We start from the raw sequence: 17,447 nt of genomic DNA, 5'->3' as shown, positions 1-17,447 counted from the left end.
GCGGATTTTTCGCGCGCCTCTCACGGGCGCGTGGCGTTTCATGCAATTGTCGTAGAAACAACCCAGGCTCGACAGAAGGACCTCATGAACAACGGCGATACCCTGGACAGCACCACCCTTTCCCTGCCGCTGGCGCTGTCCGGTGGCGACCAGGCCACTCTCGGCGACTATGCCGGCCAGTGGCTGGTGCTGTACTTCTACCCCAAGGACAGCACTCCCGGCTGTACCACCGAAGGCATCGACTTCAACGCCCTGCTGCCGAAGTTCAAGAAGGCCGGCGCGGTCGTGCTCGGCGTCTCTCGCGACTCGGTGAAGTCGCACGACAACTTCTGTGCCAAGCAGGGCTTCAACTTCCCGCTGGTCAGCGATGGCGACGAAGCGCTGTGCAGCGCCTTCGACGTGATCAAGATGAAGAACATGTACGGCAAGCAGGTACGTGGCATCGAACGCAGTACCTTCCTGATTTCCCCCGACAGCCGCATCGTGCAGTCCTGGCGCAAGGTCAAGGTTGCCGGCCATGCCGATGCCGTTCTCGCCGAACTGAAGGCCTCCCAGTCCAAGTGAGTCCCACTGCCTACTGTGTCTGCCATCACCCTGCCCCGCAGCAGGCCGTGGTGGTTTTTCCCTGTCCGTAACCAGGAATCGACGATGACCCGAGGCAAGCGCATCTACGTGCTGGATACCAACGTGCTGATGCACGATCCGACCGCGCTGTTCAAATTCGAGGAGCACGACATCTACCTGCCCATGCAGGTGATCGAGGAGCTGGACAACGGCAAGAAGGGCACCTCCGAAGCGAGCCGCAACGCCCGCCAGGTGAGCCGCTTCCTCAACGAGCTGGTGCAGGAATCCGGCCTGGACAACCTGGCCGACGGCATTCCGCTGCAGCGCCCCAACGGCCTGCAGCTGCGCGGCAAGCAGAGCGCCGGCAAGCTGCGCTTCCAGACCAGCCACTTCGACGCGGGCAAGAGCTTTGGAAAGGTCATTCCCGACAATGCCATCCTTGGCGCGATCCTGGCGCTGAAGGAAGAAACGCCGGACCTGCCGGTGGTGTTCGTTTCCAAGGACATCAACCTGCGGATCAAGGCCGCCATCGCCGGCATCGTGTCCGAGGACTACGAAAACGACCGCGCGCTGGACGATTTCAGCCTGCTCTACACCGGCGCCACCGAGCTGCCGGAAGACTTCTGGAAGCGCCACGGTGACGACCTGCGCAGCTGGAGCGACAAGGGCCGCAGCCATTACGAAATCCAGGCGCAGGACGGCGAGGAGTGGTACCCGAACCAGTACGTCTACCTGCCCGGCGAAGACGAAGTCGAACTGCGCGTCAGCCGCGTGGTCGGCGACGGCAAGGTAGTGCTGTCGCTGGTCGATGATTTCCGCCACGGCAGCCACGCCGTCTGGGGTATCAGTGCGCGCAACCGCGAGCAGAACTTCGCGCTCAACGCACTGATGGATCCGGAGATCGACTTCGTCACCCTGCTGGGCACCGCCGGTACCGGCAAGACCCTGCTGGCGCTGGCCGCCGGCCTGGCGCAGACGATGGACCAGCAGCGCTACCGCGAGATCATCATGACCCGCGCCACGGTCAGCGTCGGCGAGGACATCGGCTTCCTGCCGGGTACCGAGGAGGAGAAGATGACGCCGTGGATGGGCGCGCTGACCGACAACCTGGAAGTGCTCACGCACAACCAGGAAGGCGGCACCTGGGGTCGCCAGGCCACCAACGACCTGCTGGCCAGCCGCATCAAGATCCGCTCGATGAACTTCATGCGCGGCCGTACCTTCCTGTCGCGCTACCTGATCCTGGACGAGGCGCAGAACCTCACCCCGAAGCAGATGAAGACGCTGATCACCCGTGCCGGCCCCGGCACCAAGATCGTCTGCCTGGGCAACGTCGAGCAGATCGACACCCCGTACCTGACCGAGACCACTTCGGGCCTGACCTACGCGGTGGATCGTTTCAAGAACTGGCCGCATAGTGCGCACATCACCCTGCGCCGAGGCGAACGCTCGCGCCTGGCCGATTACGCTTCGGAGGTGTTGTGAACCGCTGCACCCGCCTGCTGCTGCCCACGGCTGCGATCACCCTCGCAGCCACCCTGGGCGCCTGCACCACCATTCGCGGCCCGACCAGCGTGCCGACCGCCGAGCGCACCGGACAGTCCTGGGTGGTCACCCGCCCGATCATCGCCGCGCAGGTGCTCGACACCTGCTCGCGCACCAGCCCCGGCCGCGAGGCCGGGCGGGTGTCGGGGTACTGGGCGCCCAGCCGGCAGCAGATCGACCAGCTGGAGGCGAAGCTGTCGTCGCTGGAAGCGCAGGTGCCGAAGGTGCTGGACTTCGACCGCCAGTACGTCGGCATCGAAAGCACCGGCAAGCGGCTGATCTACATCAACGCCTTCCACCTGCCCGACGACAGCGGCATCAATCCGGCCCGCGAAGCGATCCGCGTCTGCGATGGCGGCGCGCAGTTCTGGGGCGCGGTGTTCGACCCGGCCAGCAACACCTTCAGCGAGCTGCAGTTCAACGGCGGCTTCGGCGGGCCCTGAGGGGCCCCGCCGATGGGAATACGCCTGCCCACCTGGGTCTGGATCGGCGCGGTCGCGCTCTCGTGCGTGGCCGGCATGGTCAACGTGGTCGGCTTCCTCGGTTTCGAGCACCAGGCGGTCAGCCACATGACCGGCAGTACCAGCCAGTTGGGCATGGCGCTGGCGCAGGGGGATTGGCGCGCCGTCGGGCACCTGTGGGGGCTGCTGATCGCGTTCTCGCTGGGCGCGATGCTCAGCGGCCTGCTGATCCAGGACAGCGCCCTGCAGCTGGGCCGGCGCTATGGCGTGGCACTGGCGCTGGAATCGGCGCTGCTGCTGGTGGCCATTCCGCTCTTTGAACAACACCAGATCTGGGGCGCGCTGGCCGCCGCCATGGCCTGCGGCCTGCAGAACGCGATGGCCACCACCTTCAGTGGCGCAGTGGTGCGCACCACCCACCTCAGCGGCATGTTCACCGACCTCGGCATCGGCCTCGGCCACCTGCTGCGTGGGCTGCCGCTGCAGGTACGGCGGCTGACCCTCAGCGGCCTGATCATCAGCGGCTTCCTCGCCGGCGGCGTCCTCGGCGCCTGGCTGTTCATGCGCTGGCAGTACGACGCCCTGCTCGCCCCCGCCCTGCTGACTGGCCTGACCGGGCTGGGTTATGTGCTGTACCAGCAATGGGCGCGTTGGCGGTATTGAATCAAGGACATCCACGCATGGCGTGGATCTACCTTCCCCTGCGGGACCACGGCACAATCAACCGATGAGCCCGACCACTCCCGTTTCCGCCCTCACCATCGCCGGCTCCGACTCCGGCGGTGGCGCCGGCATCCAGGCTGACCTCAAGGCCTTCGCCGCACACCGCGTGCATGGCCTTTCCGCGATTGCTGCACTGACCGCGCAGAACACCCGCGGCGTCATCGCCGTGCACGTGCCACCCATCGAGTTCCTGCGCGCGCAGCTGGATGCCTGCTTCGACGACTTCGACATCCACGCGGTGAAGCTGGGGATGCTGGCCAACGCCGAAGTGATCCATGCCGTCGCTGATGCACTCGAAAAGCACCGCCCGCCACACGTGGTACTGGACCCGGTGATGGTCGCCACCAGTGGGGCACGCCTGCTGGAAGACAGCGCATTGCAGGCCATGCGTGAGCGCCTGATCCCGCTGGCCACGCTGATCACCCCCAATACGCCGGAAGCAGAACTGCTGGTCGGCCGGAAGATCAGCAACGGCGAAGACGCAGAACAGGCCGCCTCGGCCCTGCTCGACCTCGGTGCCGGCGCAGTGCTGCTCAAGGGTGGCCACCTGCATGAGGGCAATCGCGTGATCGATCGCTACTTCGACGGCGTCAGCAGCGAAGAATTCATCCACGCGCGCCTGCCGCTGGACGCACATGGCACCGGCTGCACGCTGGCCTCGGCCATCGCCGCGCAGCTGTGCAATGGCCTGAGCCTGGCCAACGCCTGCGAAGCCGGTATCGACTACGTTGCACGCGGCCTGCAGCAGGGCTATGCCCCCGGCCGCAGCGAGGTGCTGGTGCTCGACCACTTCGGCGCGGCACCCCACGCATGAGCCCGACGCCGAGCGTCCTTGCCGTGCAGTGCGACGACGGCCATCGCTTCGAGGTGATCGCCTGCGTGCCCGCACAGCCCATCGCACGCCTGCTGTGGCTGCCGGCACTGGGCGTGGCCGCGCGCCACTACCTGCCACTGGCTTTGGCGCTGGTGGCGAAGGGCGTGGCGGTCTACCTGCACGAGTGGCGCGGCAACGGCAGCAGTTCGCTGCGCCCATCGCGCACGCAGGACTGGGGCTATCGCGAGGTACTCGAACAGGATCTGCCGACCAGCCAGGCCGTCCTGGCCGCAGCGGATGACGAAGGCGACGCCCTGCCCTGGATCATCGGCGGCCATAGCCTGGGCGGGCAGCTGGCCTGCGTGCATGCCGGCCGCAACCCGCAGCACTTCAACCGGCTGTGGCTGGCCGCCAGCGGCTCACCGTTCTGGCGCGGATTCCCACCACCGCGTGGCTGGCTGCTGCCGCTGGTCTACCGCTTCCTGCCGTGGATCGCACAGCGCCAGGGCGTGCTGCATGGCCGTCGCCTCGGCTTTGGTGGCACCGAAGCGCGCGGACTGATTGCCGACTGGGCACGCGTCGGCCTGAACAACCATTACGCCGCCGTCGGCATGGACGAAGACCTCGATGCGCAGATGGCGCGTGTGCATGGCAGCGCACAGGCGGTGCTGATGGAGCACGACTGGTTGGCCCCCACCGGATCGATGCAGACGCTGCTGGCGAAGCTGCCGAATGTGGACGCGCAGCTGCGCGTGCTGTCCACGCAGGAACTGGGCACGCGCGCCGATCATTTCGCGTGGCTGAAGGCCCCTGATGCTGTGGCTGACAGCTTTTTCATTCAGTTGGATGAAAATTTTCACAAAACTGTTGACGGTACGCGCCGACATCCGCATAATTCCGCTCCTGTCGCAGGGCGCCCGTAGCTCAGTTGGATAGAGTACCTGGCTACGAACCAGGCGGTCGGGAGTTCGAATCTCTCCGGGCGCACCACTCGACAGGTTTCCAGCATCCGCCGCTGGAAATGCAGTAAAATTTGATTGTGTACCGCGCGCCCGTAGCTCAGTTGGATAGAGTACCTGGCTACGAACCAGGCGGTCGGGAGTTCGAATCTCTCCGGGCGCACCATACACAGTCAGCACAACAAGTTCATGTAATTGGCGCCCGTAGCTCAGTTGGATAGAGTACCTGGCTACGAACCAGGCGGTCGGGAGTTCGAATCTCTCCGGGCGCACCATTACACCGAAACAGCAGGCCTCGGCCTGCTGTTTTTTTATGTGTGTTTTTCGGCAGGGCTGTGCCCTGCACCCTGGTAGTGCCGGCCGCTGGCCGGCAACCTCAACGGCAACGGCAAAAGCTGGCATTCCGTGGGCTGGCGGGGCGGCATGGACAGGCAGGACACGCCGTAAACCCCGCTCCGCGGTCCGGCCCAGCCGCTGGCGGCTGTGCGTTCGGGCGCTTGCGAAGCAATGCTTCGCAAGCAAAGCGCCCTCACCCATGGGGGCTCGATGGCGGCATCCATGCCGCCAACGGTCCTGCCTGCCCATGCCGCCCCACCTCTGACAGATTTCCGCGATCTGATGGATCCACGCCATGCGTGGATGAATCTCCATCGAGTTCGAACATTTCGACAATTGATCGAAGAGCATCCACGCATGGCGTGGATCTACCGTGTCGACCAAGGTCGACACCTACCAGAGCAGTACGCCGTTCCGACAGATCGCGGAAAACTGTCGAAGGCGGGGTGGGTCCGGTTGCGGGAGTGTCCGCGGCATAGATGCCGCGGCCAAGCCCCCAAGGACGGGTTTACGGCGTCTCCCGCAACCGGACCCACCCCGCCATCCCTCAGGAAACCAGCTTCTGCTGTTGCAGTTGCTGTTGCTGTTGCTGTTGCTCTGGATCGTAGCGGGTGCAGGGCGCAGCCCTGCTGTACACCTACCCCCTGGCCATTGCCTGCCACCACTGCGACAACAGCTCCGGCCTGCGCAGGCGCTCGCGCCACCAGCGCAATGCGGCGCCATCCTCGCCGGTGCGCCAGGCCAGCCAGAAGGTCTCCTCCGGCTTGTGTTCCTCCACCTCGCGGATCACCAGCTGGCCGCGCGCCACCGCAGCGCGCGCGCACGGTTCGGGCAGGAAACCGAAGCCCACGCCTTCGCACTGCAACTTCAATTTGCTGGCCATGTCCGGCACCGTCAGCATCTCCTGCCCCATCAACAAGCCGACCGTGCGCGGCAGCAGCCTGCGCGCGGAATCAGAGACCGCGATCGCGCAGTGCTCGACCAGCTGCTCGCGACCCAGCACACCCGGCACTGCGGCCAACGGATGACCGGGCGCGACCGCGAACACGAACTCCACCGTGCCCAGCGGCTCGACCACGTAACCACCGCCACTGGGGCCCTCACCCGGCGCGCCGACCAGCAGGTCGGCACGGCGGTCCAGCAGGGCCTCCCAGGTGCCGGACAGGGCCTCGCCGATCAATCGCAGCCGGGTCGGTGCCTCGGCCTCGCGAAACGCGGCGATATCCGGGCCGAGCAGCCAGGTCGGGAACACCGAATCCACCGCCAGCGTCAGTTCGGTCTCCCAGCCCGACGCCACCCGGCGCACCCGCAGTTCCAGCTCGCGGGCGGCGCGCAGCAGGTGCCGGCCTTCGTCCAGCAGCGCGCGGCCAGCCTCGGTCGGCTCGGCGCGCGGACCGACCCGGTCGAACAGCTGAACGCCCAAGTCCTCCTCCAGCTTGGCCACGGTGTAGGAGATGGTCGAGGGCACCTTGTGCAGGGCTTTGCCGGCGCCGGCAAAGGAGCCGCGGCGGTCGATGGCATCCAGGATCTGCAGGGCATCGAGGCTGAGCTTGAGCATTCGAATTTTTCGATGATGGCTGTCAAAACTATCCGTTTTTCAAACCCAAGGCGCAAGCGGATACTTCTCTCCAACGGGGAAACACAGCGGCTACCAGCCCACCCCGCCCCATCGAAACCATCGAACAAGGAGATTCCATCATGCTGCAGATCCGCAAGAGCGCTACCCGTGGCCTGGCCGAGCATGGCTGGCTGTCCTCGCGCCATACCTTCTCCTTCGCCAACTACTACGACCCGCGCTACGTCAGCTTCGGCCCGCTGCGGGTGATCAACGAAGACAAGGTGATCGGCGGCCAGGGCTTCGGCACCCACGGCCACAGCAACATGGAAATCATCTCCTACGTGCTGGGCGGTGCGCTGGAACACAAGGACTCGATGGGCACCGGCTCAGTGCTGCGCTACGGCGACGTGCAGCGCATGAGCGCCGGCAGCGGCGTCACCCACAGCGAGTTCAACCACTCGGCCGACGAGACCGTGCACTTCCTGCAGATCTGGATCTTCCCGGACACCGAGAACATCACGCCGTCGTACGAGGAGACCCACTTCGCCCCGGAAACCAAGCGCGGCCAGCTGCGCCTGATCGCCTCGCCGGACGGTGCCGATGGTTCGCTGCGCATCCACCAGGATGCCCGCATCTTCGCCACCATCCTCGATGGCGGCCTGAAGCTGCACCATGCGCTTGGCCACGGTCGTGGCGCCTATGTGCAGGTGGCCCGTGGGCAGCTGCAGGTCAACGGCATCACCCTGGAAGCCGGTGATGCGCTGCAGGTCAGCGACGAAGCCCAGCTGACGCTGGAAAACGGCAACGATGCCGAAGTGCTGGTGTTCGACCTGCCGCTGTAACCACATCGCCCGTGATGCTGCAGAGCATCGCGGGCGCATCTGCGTCAGAACCTGTAATTCAAGCTCAACCGCACGTTGCGCGGCTCACCCCAGGTGTAGGTGCTGTACCAGTTGAAGATCGTGTAGTAACGCTTGTCGAGCAGGTTGTTGACGTTGACCGTGGCCGACAGGCGATCGTTGAACTGGTAGCGCGCCATCGCATCAAGCAACCAGTACGGCTGCGTGCGATGCACCACCTTGGCCCGCGTGGCCGGGTTGGTGATCTCGCCGAAAGTCGAATCCTGCCAGCGTGCGCCACCACCCAGCGTCAGCCCCTGCCAAGCGCCACGCAGGCGGTAGCGGGTGTGCAGACTGAACTGGCTCTCCGGTTCCAGCGTGGTCACCTTGGTGCCCGCCTGGCGGGCGATCTTGTGGGAGAACCCACCCTGCACCTGCCAGCCCTCGGCCAGCTGACCCGACATTTCAAGCTCGTAACCCTTGGTGCGCACGCCCATCAAGGCGCGGTAGGCATCCTGGCCATCCGGTGTCTTGCCACCGGTGGGCTGGGCGAAGTTGTCCTGATCAAGCTGGAACAGCGCCGCACTGGCATTGAGGCGCCCATCGAAGAACTCAGCCTTCAGGCCAACCTCGTAGCTGCGGCCCTCCAGTGGATCCAGTGCCTTGCCCTGCTCGTCACGCTCGCCCTGCGGCTTGAAGATGGTGCTGTAGCTGGCATACACCGAGTAATGCTCGCCGAGGTCGTAGACCACGCCGGCATAGGGCACATGGACGCCGGTCTCGCGCGTGTCCGGCGAGCGGTAACTGGCCAGGCGGCTGCCGACGATCAGCTTCAACGGATCGGCCACGTCGAAGCGGCCAACCACGTACAGCCCATTCTCGCGGGTCACTTCATTGTTGTCATAGGTGCGCTGCCACTGCGGTTCGGCAATGTCGCCATTCCAGCTTCTGTAGTCCGGCACGGTATCCGGGAACCCCGCCTGCGGGCCGTAGCCGGTATTGGTCCAGCGCTTGCGCGAGGCACTGCCACCGACCACCAGCTCATGCTCTCGCCCGAACAGACCGAAATGCCCGCTCACATAGAAGTCGGCGGCATTGCTGACGGTCTTGCCGACGTACTTGCCGAGCCACAGGCTGACGCCCTCGCCGGTCAACGGATCAGGATTGCCGGCGGCGGCACCGGCCAGTGCGGCGTCATAGCCGTTGACCTGGTGGTTGAGCTGCAGTTTGGCGATCCAATCGTTGGCGAACGTGTGCTCCAACGTGGTGAAACCGGTACGCACGTACTGGCGCCAGCCGGCCCATTGCGCACCATTGTTGAACGAGCGCGGCATGCGGTTGAAGTTGCCGGCGCTGTCCAGCAGCGGAATGCCGCCCCACGTCGACCCCTTCGGGTCGCTGTCCATCACGTCGCCACCGATCGACAACAGCGTGCGTTCGCCCAGATCGGCTTCCAGCACGGCATAGCCGACCTTGCTGGTGCGCTGGTAGTTGTCCAGGTTGGAGTGCTTGTCTTCCCAGGCCCCCACGGCACGGCCACGCAGGCGGCCATCGGCAGTCAGCGGACCACCGACATCGAGCTCGGCGCGGTAGTCGTCCCAGCGGCCGACACCCAGTGAAGCACTGCCGGCGAAGTCCTTGCCCGGCCTCTTGCGCACCAGGTTGATGGTCGCACCCGGATCGCCCATGCCGGTCAGCAGGCCGGTCGCGCCCTTGAGCACTTCGATGCGGTCGTAGATGGCGGTATCGCTGAGCGTGTTGCCGGCGGAGTACGCCGAATTGCGCGACATCGGAATGCCGTCGTACTGGAAGTTCTGGATCGCGAAGCCGCGCGCGTAGTACTCGGTGCGTTCGCTGTCGTAGGTGACGATGCTGACGCCGGGGGTCACCCGCATCACGTCATCGATGCCGTGCAGGCCGAAGTCATCCATCTGGGCGCGGGTGATCACGCTGACGGTCTGCGGGGTCTGCCGTGGCGTCAGCACCAGGCGGGTCGCGGTGGCAATGGTGCCGGGCGTATAGGCGCCGCTGCCCTCGGTGATGGTACCGAGCAGGTTGGCCGTGACCTGCACGGTCTGCAGGGTCTGTGATGCAGGCGCCTGCGAATCCTTGGCTGGATCCGTACTGGACTGCGCAACAGCAATACCGCTGCTGCCCAGAGCAGCGATCAGCAAACCCCGGGCCAGCGCCTGCGGCAACGCGCGGCGACGCGGCAAGGGGGACGGCGTATGGACAACAGGCACAGACAGCACGGCGGGACCTCCACGATAGGGTGGGATCCTCTGGCGGCGGCTGGAGGGAAGAGAGGGACGCGGCCGGACAGCCGCGGCGCAGGAGTGTACTCCCCTGCGCCGCGGCTGTCGTGCGGAGCGCTGGCGCGGAATCAGCCGGCGATGGCGGCGCAGGCCTCCAGGATCAGCGCGGTCACTTCCTTCGGCTGCGAAGCCAGCGAGGCATGGCTCGCATCCAGCTCCAGCAGGCGCCTGGGCTGCATCCTTGCGGCCATGGCCTTCTGGTTTTCCGGCGCGATCATGCGGTCGTGGCGGGACAGCTGGTACCAGCTCGGCATGTGCTTCCACGCCGGGTCGCTGACCGCATCACCGAAGGTGCTGGCCAGCGGTGCCTTCTGGGTAACGGCCATCACCCGGCCTTCGTCCTCGCTCAGATCCTGGCAGAAGCTCTCATGGAACTTGTCCGCACGCAGCCACAGGTAGCCATCGCTGTCCGGCGCAAGGTTCGGCGCCGCCTCCGGCAGGTGCTGCTGGGTGATGCCACCGGGACTCTCGCCGGCATCGGGCGCGAACGCGGCGATGTAGACCAGGCCCTTCACGTTGGGTTCGTTACCGGCCTGGCTGATCACCGCGCCACCATAGGAGTGGCCGACCAGCAGCACCGGCCCGTCGATCTGCCGGATCATTTTCCGGGTGCGCCCTGCGTCGTCGGCCAGCGAGGTCAGCGGCAGTTCCACCGCCTGCACACGGTCGTGGCCGTTGCGATGCAGTTCCAGGATCACCTTGGCCCAGTGTGCGGCCCCGCCCCAGAAGCCATGGACGAGGAGGATGGTCGGTGTCGTGCTCATGTACAGGTCTCCGGCAGCGGCCGGCGGAATGCAGACCGTGCAGCCACTGTCCGCGCGTGGCGTTAATCGCTGGTGACGCAATCGGGTCACTGCAATCGTATGCGTCGCCCGATGTCGCGCATGGCACTTGCCGAGTCAGTCTGAAATCGTTTTCATGACTGTTCCCTGGAGCTTCGCATCGCGCATGACGCCTTCATCCCCCCGTGCCCAGCAGCACGCCACCCGCGCCGCCTTCTTCATTCCCGGATTCGCCACCGCCGCATGGGCGCCGATGGTGCCCTACGCCAAGGCCAAGGCCGGGCTGTCCGACGCCAGCCTCGGCGCCGTGCTGCTGTGCCTTGGGCTCGGCTCGCTGCTGGCGATGCCGTTGGCGGGCGCGCTGACCGGGCGGCTGGGCTGCCGCCGGGTGATGGTGATCACCTGCGCGATGATGCTGTGCGCCCTGCCCTTGCTGGTGCTGGCGCCCTCGCCGGTGGCGCTGGGTGCGGCGCTGTTCGTGTTCGGCGCCGGCGTCGGTGCGCTGGATTGTGCGATGAACATGCAGGCGGTCGCGGTCGAGCGCGACGCCGGGCGCGCGATGATGTCCGGCTTCCACGCCTTCTACAGCATCGGTGGCTTCGTCGGCGCCGGCTGCATGACCGGCCTGCTGATCCTGGGTACACCGCTGTGGCTGGCCGCGCTGGTTTCGGTGGCGGCACTGCTGCTGGTCGCGGTGCTGTCGGCGCCGCACTGGCGCCCGCAACGGATCCTGCACGACGGCCCACTGCTGGCGCTGCCGCACGGCGTGGTGCTGTTCATCGGCGTGCTGGCCTTCGTGGTGTTCCTCGCCGAGGGCTCGATGCTGGACTGGAGCGCGGTGTTCCTGGCCGAAGTGCGGCAGGTGCCGCGTGACCAGGCTGGCGCCGGCTTCGCGCTGTTCACCCTGGCAATGACCGCGATGCGCCTGTTCGGCGACGGCATCGTCGAGCGCCTCGGCCGCACCCGCACCCTGGTCTTCGGCGGCATCACCGCCGCAGCAGGTTTCACCCTGGCCACGCTGGTACCCTCGTTCCCGGTGGCGCTGGCGGGCTATGTGCTGGTCGGGCTGGGCTGCGCCAACATCGTGCCGGCACTGTTCTCAATGGCCGGCCAGCAGCGGGTGATGCCGGAGAGCATCGCAATCACCGCAGTCACCACGCTGGGTTACGCCGGCATCCTCGCCGGCCCGGCAGCGATCGGTGCACTGGCACACGGCACCAGCCTCGGCTTCGCCTTCCTGTGCGTGGCCGCGCTGCTGCTGGGCGTCGCGGCGTCTGCCCGCTCGCTGGCACGACGGGTGGCCTGACAGAAAAAGGGGACGGAGGGGATTAAGTCGTTTATGGCCCAGCTGTGCGGGAAACGACTTAATCCCCTCCGTCCCCTTTTTTCAGCGGTGGGCCAGCCACTCGGCCTGGGCCGGCAGCTGTGGGGCCGGACAGGCGCTCTTCGGGTGGCGCTCATCGCGCGCCATCCAGTCGTCGACCACGCCGGCCAGCAGGTCCAGCCGCAGCGGCAGGGTGATGTGGTCCTCGCCGCGCATCTCGATGTAATGCGCGCGCGGATTGGCCTGGGCCAGTTCGCGGCCCTGGCTGACCGGAATGTGCTGGTCGCCCTGCCCGTGCAGCAGCAGCACGCAGGCGCGGGTATCGGCCAGCGCGCGCGCTACATCCACGCGGTCCAGATCGACGTCGATACGGCGGCTGGCGGCGGCGATCACCTGGTTGATGTCCTGGCCGCCGTAGCGCCAGCGCGCGTACGACGCCATCGCCTGCGCCTTCAGGCCTTCCGGCTGCAGTCCCATCAGGTGCGGAATCATCGTGCGGATCGCCACACCGGCATTGGCGAACGATTCCATCGCCACCACCCCTTCCACCTGGTCGCCGAGCTTGTCGGCGGTGAATACCGCTGTGGCGGCGCCATAGGACACGCCGAACAGGTACAGCGGGCCGGTCACTTCACCACGGGCGCGCAGCTCGCCGATCACATCCACCACATCGTCGGATTCATAGGTGCCATAGCCCGACGGCCCGGTACCGGACTGTCCATGGTTGCGCAGATCAAGCGTGACCACGCGGTAGCCGGATTCGGCCAATTGCAACGACCACGGCAGCATCGAATCACCATTCATCATCCAGCCGTGCAGCAGCACCACGGTGCCGCGCGGTGCCTGCGCGCGGAACGGCTGCGGTACTGCCAGGCTCAGGCCGGTATCCAGCGGCAGGCCGTTCTCGTGGCGCTGCGGCAGGTAGTGGTAACGCGCGCCGTAATCGCCAGGATCGAACACACGCCAGAAGATCGGCACGCCATCGCGGCCCGGCGCGAAGCCGTGGCGATTGGGCAGTTCGGCAATGGCCGCAGCAATGCGCGGACGATCGAGCAGGGTCGATACGCCACCCGGCGCGATCAGCCGATCGGCGAGCGAGGTGGACGAGGCATTGATCGAGGACGAGCATGCAGCCAGCCACAGGCCGGCGCACGCCAGCAACAACAGCAGCAGGCGCTTCATGGGCAATCGGGGAAAAGGTGCGACAGCGTGGCAGGTTAGCGACGCGCGCGTGGGCCATCTATCGCGCATGGATGACGGCTTGATGACAACGCAGGAACGATTCAGCTTGGTGTACAAGCTGTATCTGTTCAGTCATTGATCCGGATCAATGAACGCGCGCGTGGGATTGCCCACAGTGCCGCCATGCGCACCTCGTTCAAGCTCGCCATTGCCCTGGCCGCCACGCTGGCCGCCGCCTACGGCGTCGCCCGCACCACGCCCTACTGGTTCGCACCGCGACAGGCCGCGCAGGTCGACATCCACGATCCGGCATTGATCGCGCAGGGACAATACCTGTCGCACGCGGCCGACTGCGCGGCCTGCCACACCGCGCCCGGCGGCAAGCCGTTCGCCGGTGGCCTCGGCATGCAGACGCCGATGGGCACGATCTACTCGACCAACATCACGCCCGATCCGGACACCGGCATTGGCGCCTACGACTACGCCGACTTCGAGCGCGCGGTACGTCGCGGCATCCGCCACGATGGGCAGCCGCTGTATCCGGCCATGCCGTACGCCTCGTACGTGATCGCCAGCGACGCCGAGATCAAGGCGCTGTACGCCTACTTCATGGGCTCGGTGCAACCGGTGAAGCAGGACAACGCCGACAGCACGATTCCGTGGCCGGCCAACATGCGCTGGCCACTGGCCTGGTGGCAGCTGCTGTTCGCACGCCCGCGCACGTTCAACCCGGATCCGTCGCTGGATGCCAGCCAGCAGCGCGGCGCCGAACTGGTGGAAGGCCTGGCCCACTGCGGTGCCTGCCACACGCCACGCGGGTTGGCGTTCCAGGAAAAGGCCATGGCCGATGATGGCAGCCGCCAGTTCCTGTCCGGCTCGGTACTGGAAGGCTGGTATGCGAAGAACCTGCGCAACGAGTCGACCGGCCTGGCCAGCTGGAGCGAGGGCGAGATCGTCGACTTCCTGCGCACCGGTCGCACCGATCGCTCGGCAGCCTTCGGCGGCATGGCCGACGTGGTCGAGCACAGCACGCAGTACCTGTCCGACGCCGACCTGCTGGCGATGGCCCGCTACCTGAAGCAGCTGCCCGCCCGCGAAGGACGCAGCGCACAGTGGTCGCCCGGTACCGACACCACCACCGCCGCACTGCGTAGCGGCGACTACCGCGTGGCCGGTTCGCTGGCCTATGCCGAGCACTGCCAGGCCTGCCACCGCGCCGACGGGCGCGGCATGCCGCGCGTCAATCCAGCCTTGGCCGGCAACTCGATCGTGTTCGCCGATGACCCCAGCTCGCTGGTGCAGGTGACCCTGATCGGCGGCCGCACGCCGCATACCCCGCATGACCGCATGGCCTTCACCATGCCCGGCTTCGAGCAGCTGCCGAATGCGCAGCTGGCACAGATCCTGACCTTCATCCGCAGCAGCTGGGGCAACCAGGCCAGTGCCGTGAGCGAGGTCGACGTGGCGCGCATGCGCCGGGTGGTGCGCGACAAGCCGGTGCACTACGTTCCGCAGGAGGCCGCACGATGAAACGTTCGCGCAAACGCTTCCGCCTGCTGATCGGCAGTGCGATCACCCTCGTGATGCTGGCCGGGGCCGGCACCCTCGCTTACCGTCATCTGTTCCCGGACCTGGATGCCGCCGTGGCCAGCACGATCGATATCCTCGATGCGCAGGGCAAGGTGGTCGGCCACTACCATGCGCCCAGCGCCGAAGAAATCGCCGGGCTCGGCAATGCCGAATCGGTGATGCTCGGCCGCCGTATCCTCAACGAGACCGCACGGCTGCTGCCGGACAATGTCGGCAACGATCTGAACTGCAACTCGTGCCACATGGCCGAGGGCAAGCGGCCTTTCGGCAATCACTACTTCAATACCGGCGGCGGCGCCTATCCGCGCTACATGCCGCGTCCGGGCAAGGTGATCGGGCTGACCGAGCGCATCAACGGCTGCCTGCAGCGTTCGATGAACGGCAAGCCGCTGCCGAAGGACTCGCCGCAGATGCGCGCGATGCTCGATTACATGACGTGGTTGAGCAGTCCTGTGCCAGAAGGTGCAAAGGTAGCCGCCCCCAGTGAGGGACCGATCGACAGCACGCTGCCCCCGGACCCGGTCCGCGGCCAGGCGCTGTACGCCGTGCAGTGCGCCGCCTGCCATGGCGACAACGGCGAAGGTCGGCGCGACGCCAGCGGTGACATCGCCTTCCCGCCGCTATGGGGCGACCACAGCTTCAACATCGGCGCCGGCATGGCGCGCCTGTACAAGGCCGCCGGCTTCGTCAAGCACAACATGCCACCGGCGGTGACCCGCGAGCCCCCGCTTGGGCAGCAGGTGATGCCCGACCAGGATGCGGTGGACATCGCCAGCTACTTCATCAACCAGCCACGCCCGGACTTCGCCAACAAGGCCAAGGACTGGCCGCGCGACCCGAAACCCAAGGACGCGCGGTACTGAGCACCCCGTGGGTCAGCGCTTGACCAGCTCGACCCGCCGGTTGCGTGCCTTGCCTTCTCCGCTGCCGTTGTCAGCCACCGGCCTGTCGGCGCCGAATCCGACCGCCTGCAGGCGGTCGGCGGCGATGCCCTTTGCGGTGAGCGCGGCCAGCACCGACCGCGCCCGATCCTCGGACAAGCTGCGGTTGTGCGCGGCCGCACCGCTGTTGTCGGTGTGGCCTTCGATCGACAGTTTCAGCGACGGGTCGGCGCGCAGCAGGTCCAGCACCTGCGCCAGCTGTGGTTCGGACGTCGGCAGGATCTGCGCCTTGTCGGTGGCGAAGTTGACCTGGATCGCCACGCGGCCATCGCTGTCCAGCTTCTTCCTCAACGCATCGGCCGGCAACAGCGCCGCGGTCTGGGTGAAGCCCTTGCGCTCGGCCACCACCCAGCCTGCGCTGAGGTATTCCAGGCGCGCGTGCACCCACACCTGGCGACCATCAGCCAGATCCACGCGGTAGATCACGGTGTCGTAGTTGTCCCAGCTGTAGCTGGCCGCATTGCCGTAGGACGACTGCACCTGCTTCGGTACGCCCTCGGCCGCTTCGTGCGGGATGCGCCCCTCGAACACCTTGGTGCCGTTGACCTGGGCCATCATCGCCTCAAGATTGCGACGGACTTCCTGCATCGAGTACTCGCGCTCGCCCTTGTCGAAATCGGCAGCGAAGGTGCGGCCCTCAACCAGTTCGAACTGATCGCCGGTCCAGAACGGGAAGGCATCGAAATCACGCTGCTCGGGCTTGTTCCGGTCACGATAACCGGCCGGCAGGGACAGGTGCGGGAAGCTGTCCGACCACTGCGCGGTGGCCTTGAACGGCACTTCGTCCACGACCACAAGTCCAGCGCCATTGCTGTCCACTGCCAGCTGCAACCACACGGTGCGATTGGCCTGGCGCAGCACGTACACCGTGGTGGGAGCCTCCTGCTCGCCGTTCACCGCATCGATGAAACCACCTCCGATCTCACCTTCCAGCTGCGGGCCGTAGTAGATGTCGCGCAGCAGCGCGCCTTCGAAGACCTTGCGGCCACCGGCGGCGGTGATCACGCCGTCGAAGTTGCGCTGTACTTCCAGTGCGGAAAACGCTTTGTCCGGTGCGCCATCGCCGTCGGTCACGATACGTGCCGACCAGCTCGGGCCTTCCACCCAATGCACGCCGTTGCCCATCCGGAACGGGAAGCGCGCCCAGGCGCGTGGGTGGGCGTTCTGCGACGCATAGCCCGGCGGCAGGCTGAAGAACGGCAGTTTGCCCAGCGGGGCGTCGCTCAGCGGCACGCTGGCTGGGTCGAAGGGCACCAGCGGCACAGCCTTGCCCTCGCGGTCGGTGAGTGCGGCGCCATCGGCGGCGGCTGTTGAACCGGCTGGGGCGGCGGCCGGTGCTGCGGTCTCGTCCGCCGTAGCTGGCACAGGCGGTACCACCTCTCCGTCCGAGGGCGTCCGGTTGCATCCTGCCAGCAGCACCAGGGCTGCGCCGCCCAGCCAGATCGTCGATCGCTTCTGCATCGCCACCACCTCAGGTCCATTGAAGCGCCGAGCATACCCGAAGGTCGTGACCG

General features: G+C 66.5%; 15 protein-coding genes and 3 tRNA genes. 13 read left to right on the top strand and 5 right to left on the bottom strand.

Annotated elements, in window-relative coordinates; translation table 11 throughout:
* The first annotated feature begins 84 nt into the window (after nucleotides 1-84).
* From AC5P5X_RS09815 to AC5P5X_RS09775, 9 genes are all read left to right on the top strand, one after another.
* Entirely contained in the window at nucleotides 85-564 is a 480-nt protein-coding gene (locus AC5P5X_RS09815) for a peroxiredoxin (protein ID WP_111174230.1), read from the top strand.
* 84 nt (nucleotides 565-648) lie between these two features.
* Nucleotides 649-2,049: a PhoH family protein gene (locus tag AC5P5X_RS09810; RefSeq protein WP_005409049.1), complete on the top strand. Its 1,401-nt coding sequence runs from the start codon at nucleotides 649-651 to the stop codon at nucleotides 2,047-2,049.
* The gene (locus AC5P5X_RS09805) at nucleotides 2,046-2,552 is read left to right on the top strand and encodes a hypothetical protein (RefSeq protein WP_100438391.1); all 507 of its coding nucleotides are present in this window, start codon (nucleotides 2,046-2,048) and stop codon (nucleotides 2,550-2,552) included. The genes AC5P5X_RS09810 and AC5P5X_RS09805 overlap by 4 nt, the downstream gene beginning before the upstream one ends.
* Nucleotides 2,553-2,564: 12 nt before the next feature.
* Nucleotides 2,565-3,233 carry a YoaK family protein gene (locus AC5P5X_RS09800; RefSeq protein WP_005409047.1) on the top strand — a complete coding sequence of 223 codons (669 nt, stop codon included), beginning with the start codon at nucleotides 2,565-2,567 and terminating at the stop codon, nucleotides 3,231-3,233.
* A 64-nt stretch (nucleotides 3,234-3,297) separates the two neighbouring features.
* On the top strand, nucleotides 3,298-4,107 hold the full coding sequence (thiD, locus tag AC5P5X_RS09795; RefSeq protein WP_005409046.1) for a bifunctional hydroxymethylpyrimidine kinase/phosphomethylpyrimidine kinase: 810 nt from the start codon (nucleotides 3,298-3,300) through the stop codon (nucleotides 4,105-4,107).
* Entirely contained in the window at nucleotides 4,104-5,030 is a 927-nt protein-coding gene (locus AC5P5X_RS09790) for an alpha/beta hydrolase family protein (RefSeq protein ID WP_111189193.1), read from the top strand. The genes thiD and AC5P5X_RS09790 overlap by 4 nt, the downstream gene beginning before the upstream one ends.
* A tRNA-Arg gene (locus AC5P5X_RS09785) sits at nucleotides 5,021-5,097 on the top strand. The genes AC5P5X_RS09790 and AC5P5X_RS09785 overlap by 10 nt, the downstream gene beginning before the upstream one ends.
* 58 nt (nucleotides 5,098-5,155) lie before the next feature.
* Nucleotides 5,156-5,232 (top strand) — tRNA-Arg (locus tag AC5P5X_RS09780).
* A gap of 32 nt (nucleotides 5,233-5,264) precedes the next feature.
* Nucleotides 5,265-5,341: transfer RNA gene (locus AC5P5X_RS09775), tRNA-Arg, on the top strand.
* A gap of 698 nt (nucleotides 5,342-6,039) precedes the next feature.
* On the opposite strand, the gene AC5P5X_RS09770 is transcribed toward AC5P5X_RS09775, so the two are convergent.
* Nucleotides 6,040-6,960: a LysR family transcriptional regulator gene (locus AC5P5X_RS09770; protein ID WP_005409044.1), complete on the bottom strand. Its 921-nt coding sequence runs from the start codon at nucleotides 6,958-6,960 to the stop codon at nucleotides 6,040-6,042.
* Nucleotides 6,961-7,100: 140 nt separating this feature from the next.
* On the opposite strand from AC5P5X_RS09770, the gene AC5P5X_RS09765 reads away from it, so the two are divergent.
* Nucleotides 7,101-7,802, top strand: a complete 702-nt coding sequence (locus tag AC5P5X_RS09765; protein ID WP_329762640.1) for a pirin family protein — start codon at nucleotides 7,101-7,103, stop codon at nucleotides 7,800-7,802.
* 44 nt (nucleotides 7,803-7,846) lie between these two features.
* On the opposite strand, the gene AC5P5X_RS09760 is transcribed toward AC5P5X_RS09765, so the two are convergent.
* A complete protein-coding gene (locus AC5P5X_RS09760) occupies nucleotides 7,847-10,051 on the bottom strand; it encodes a TonB-dependent siderophore receptor (RefSeq protein ID WP_111189195.1) in 2,205 nt (734 codons plus the stop codon).
* 131 nt (nucleotides 10,052-10,182) lie between these two features.
* Nucleotides 10,183-10,878 carry an alpha/beta hydrolase gene (locus tag AC5P5X_RS09755; protein WP_043035013.1) on the bottom strand — a complete coding sequence of 232 codons (696 nt, stop codon included), beginning with the start codon at nucleotides 10,876-10,878 and terminating at the stop codon, nucleotides 10,183-10,185.
* 184 nt (nucleotides 10,879-11,062) lie between these two features.
* Between AC5P5X_RS09755 and AC5P5X_RS09750 the strand changes: the two genes are divergently transcribed.
* Nucleotides 11,063-12,202: an MFS transporter gene (locus AC5P5X_RS09750; protein WP_012479749.1), complete on the top strand. Its 1,140-nt coding sequence runs from the start codon at nucleotides 11,063-11,065 to the stop codon at nucleotides 12,200-12,202.
* An 81-nt stretch (nucleotides 12,203-12,283) separates the two neighbouring features.
* Here the strand turns inward: AC5P5X_RS09750 and AC5P5X_RS09745 are convergent, their stop codons facing one another.
* Nucleotides 12,284-13,402 (bottom strand): alpha/beta fold hydrolase, encoded by a 1,119-nt coding sequence (locus tag AC5P5X_RS09745; protein ID WP_049459638.1) that lies wholly within the window; start codon nucleotides 13,400-13,402, stop codon nucleotides 12,284-12,286.
* A 183-nt stretch (nucleotides 13,403-13,585) separates the two neighbouring features.
* On the opposite strand from AC5P5X_RS09745, the gene AC5P5X_RS09740 reads away from it, so the two are divergent.
* Entirely contained in the window at nucleotides 13,586-14,932 is a 1,347-nt protein-coding gene (locus AC5P5X_RS09740; RefSeq protein ID WP_111188930.1) for a c-type cytochrome, read from the top strand.
* Nucleotides 14,929-15,855 carry a c-type cytochrome gene (locus AC5P5X_RS09735; RefSeq protein ID WP_111174226.1) on the top strand — a complete coding sequence of 309 codons (927 nt, stop codon included), beginning with the start codon at nucleotides 14,929-14,931 and terminating at the stop codon, nucleotides 15,853-15,855. The genes AC5P5X_RS09740 and AC5P5X_RS09735 overlap by 4 nt, the downstream gene beginning before the upstream one ends.
* 12 nt (nucleotides 15,856-15,867) lie before the next feature.
* On the opposite strand, the gene AC5P5X_RS09730 is transcribed toward AC5P5X_RS09735, so the two are convergent.
* Complete coding sequence (locus AC5P5X_RS09730; RefSeq protein ID WP_111188931.1) at nucleotides 15,868-17,394, bottom strand: OmpA family protein; 1,527 nt, start codon at nucleotides 17,392-17,394, stop codon at nucleotides 15,868-15,870.
* Nucleotides 17,395-17,447 lie beyond the last annotated feature (53 nt).

The sequence above is a fragment of the Stenotrophomonas sp. YJH_SMC_91 genome, assembly GCF_059368495.1.
Note: the sequence above shows the minus strand (reverse complement) of the source record. Positions and strands in the feature narration are given on the sequence as shown.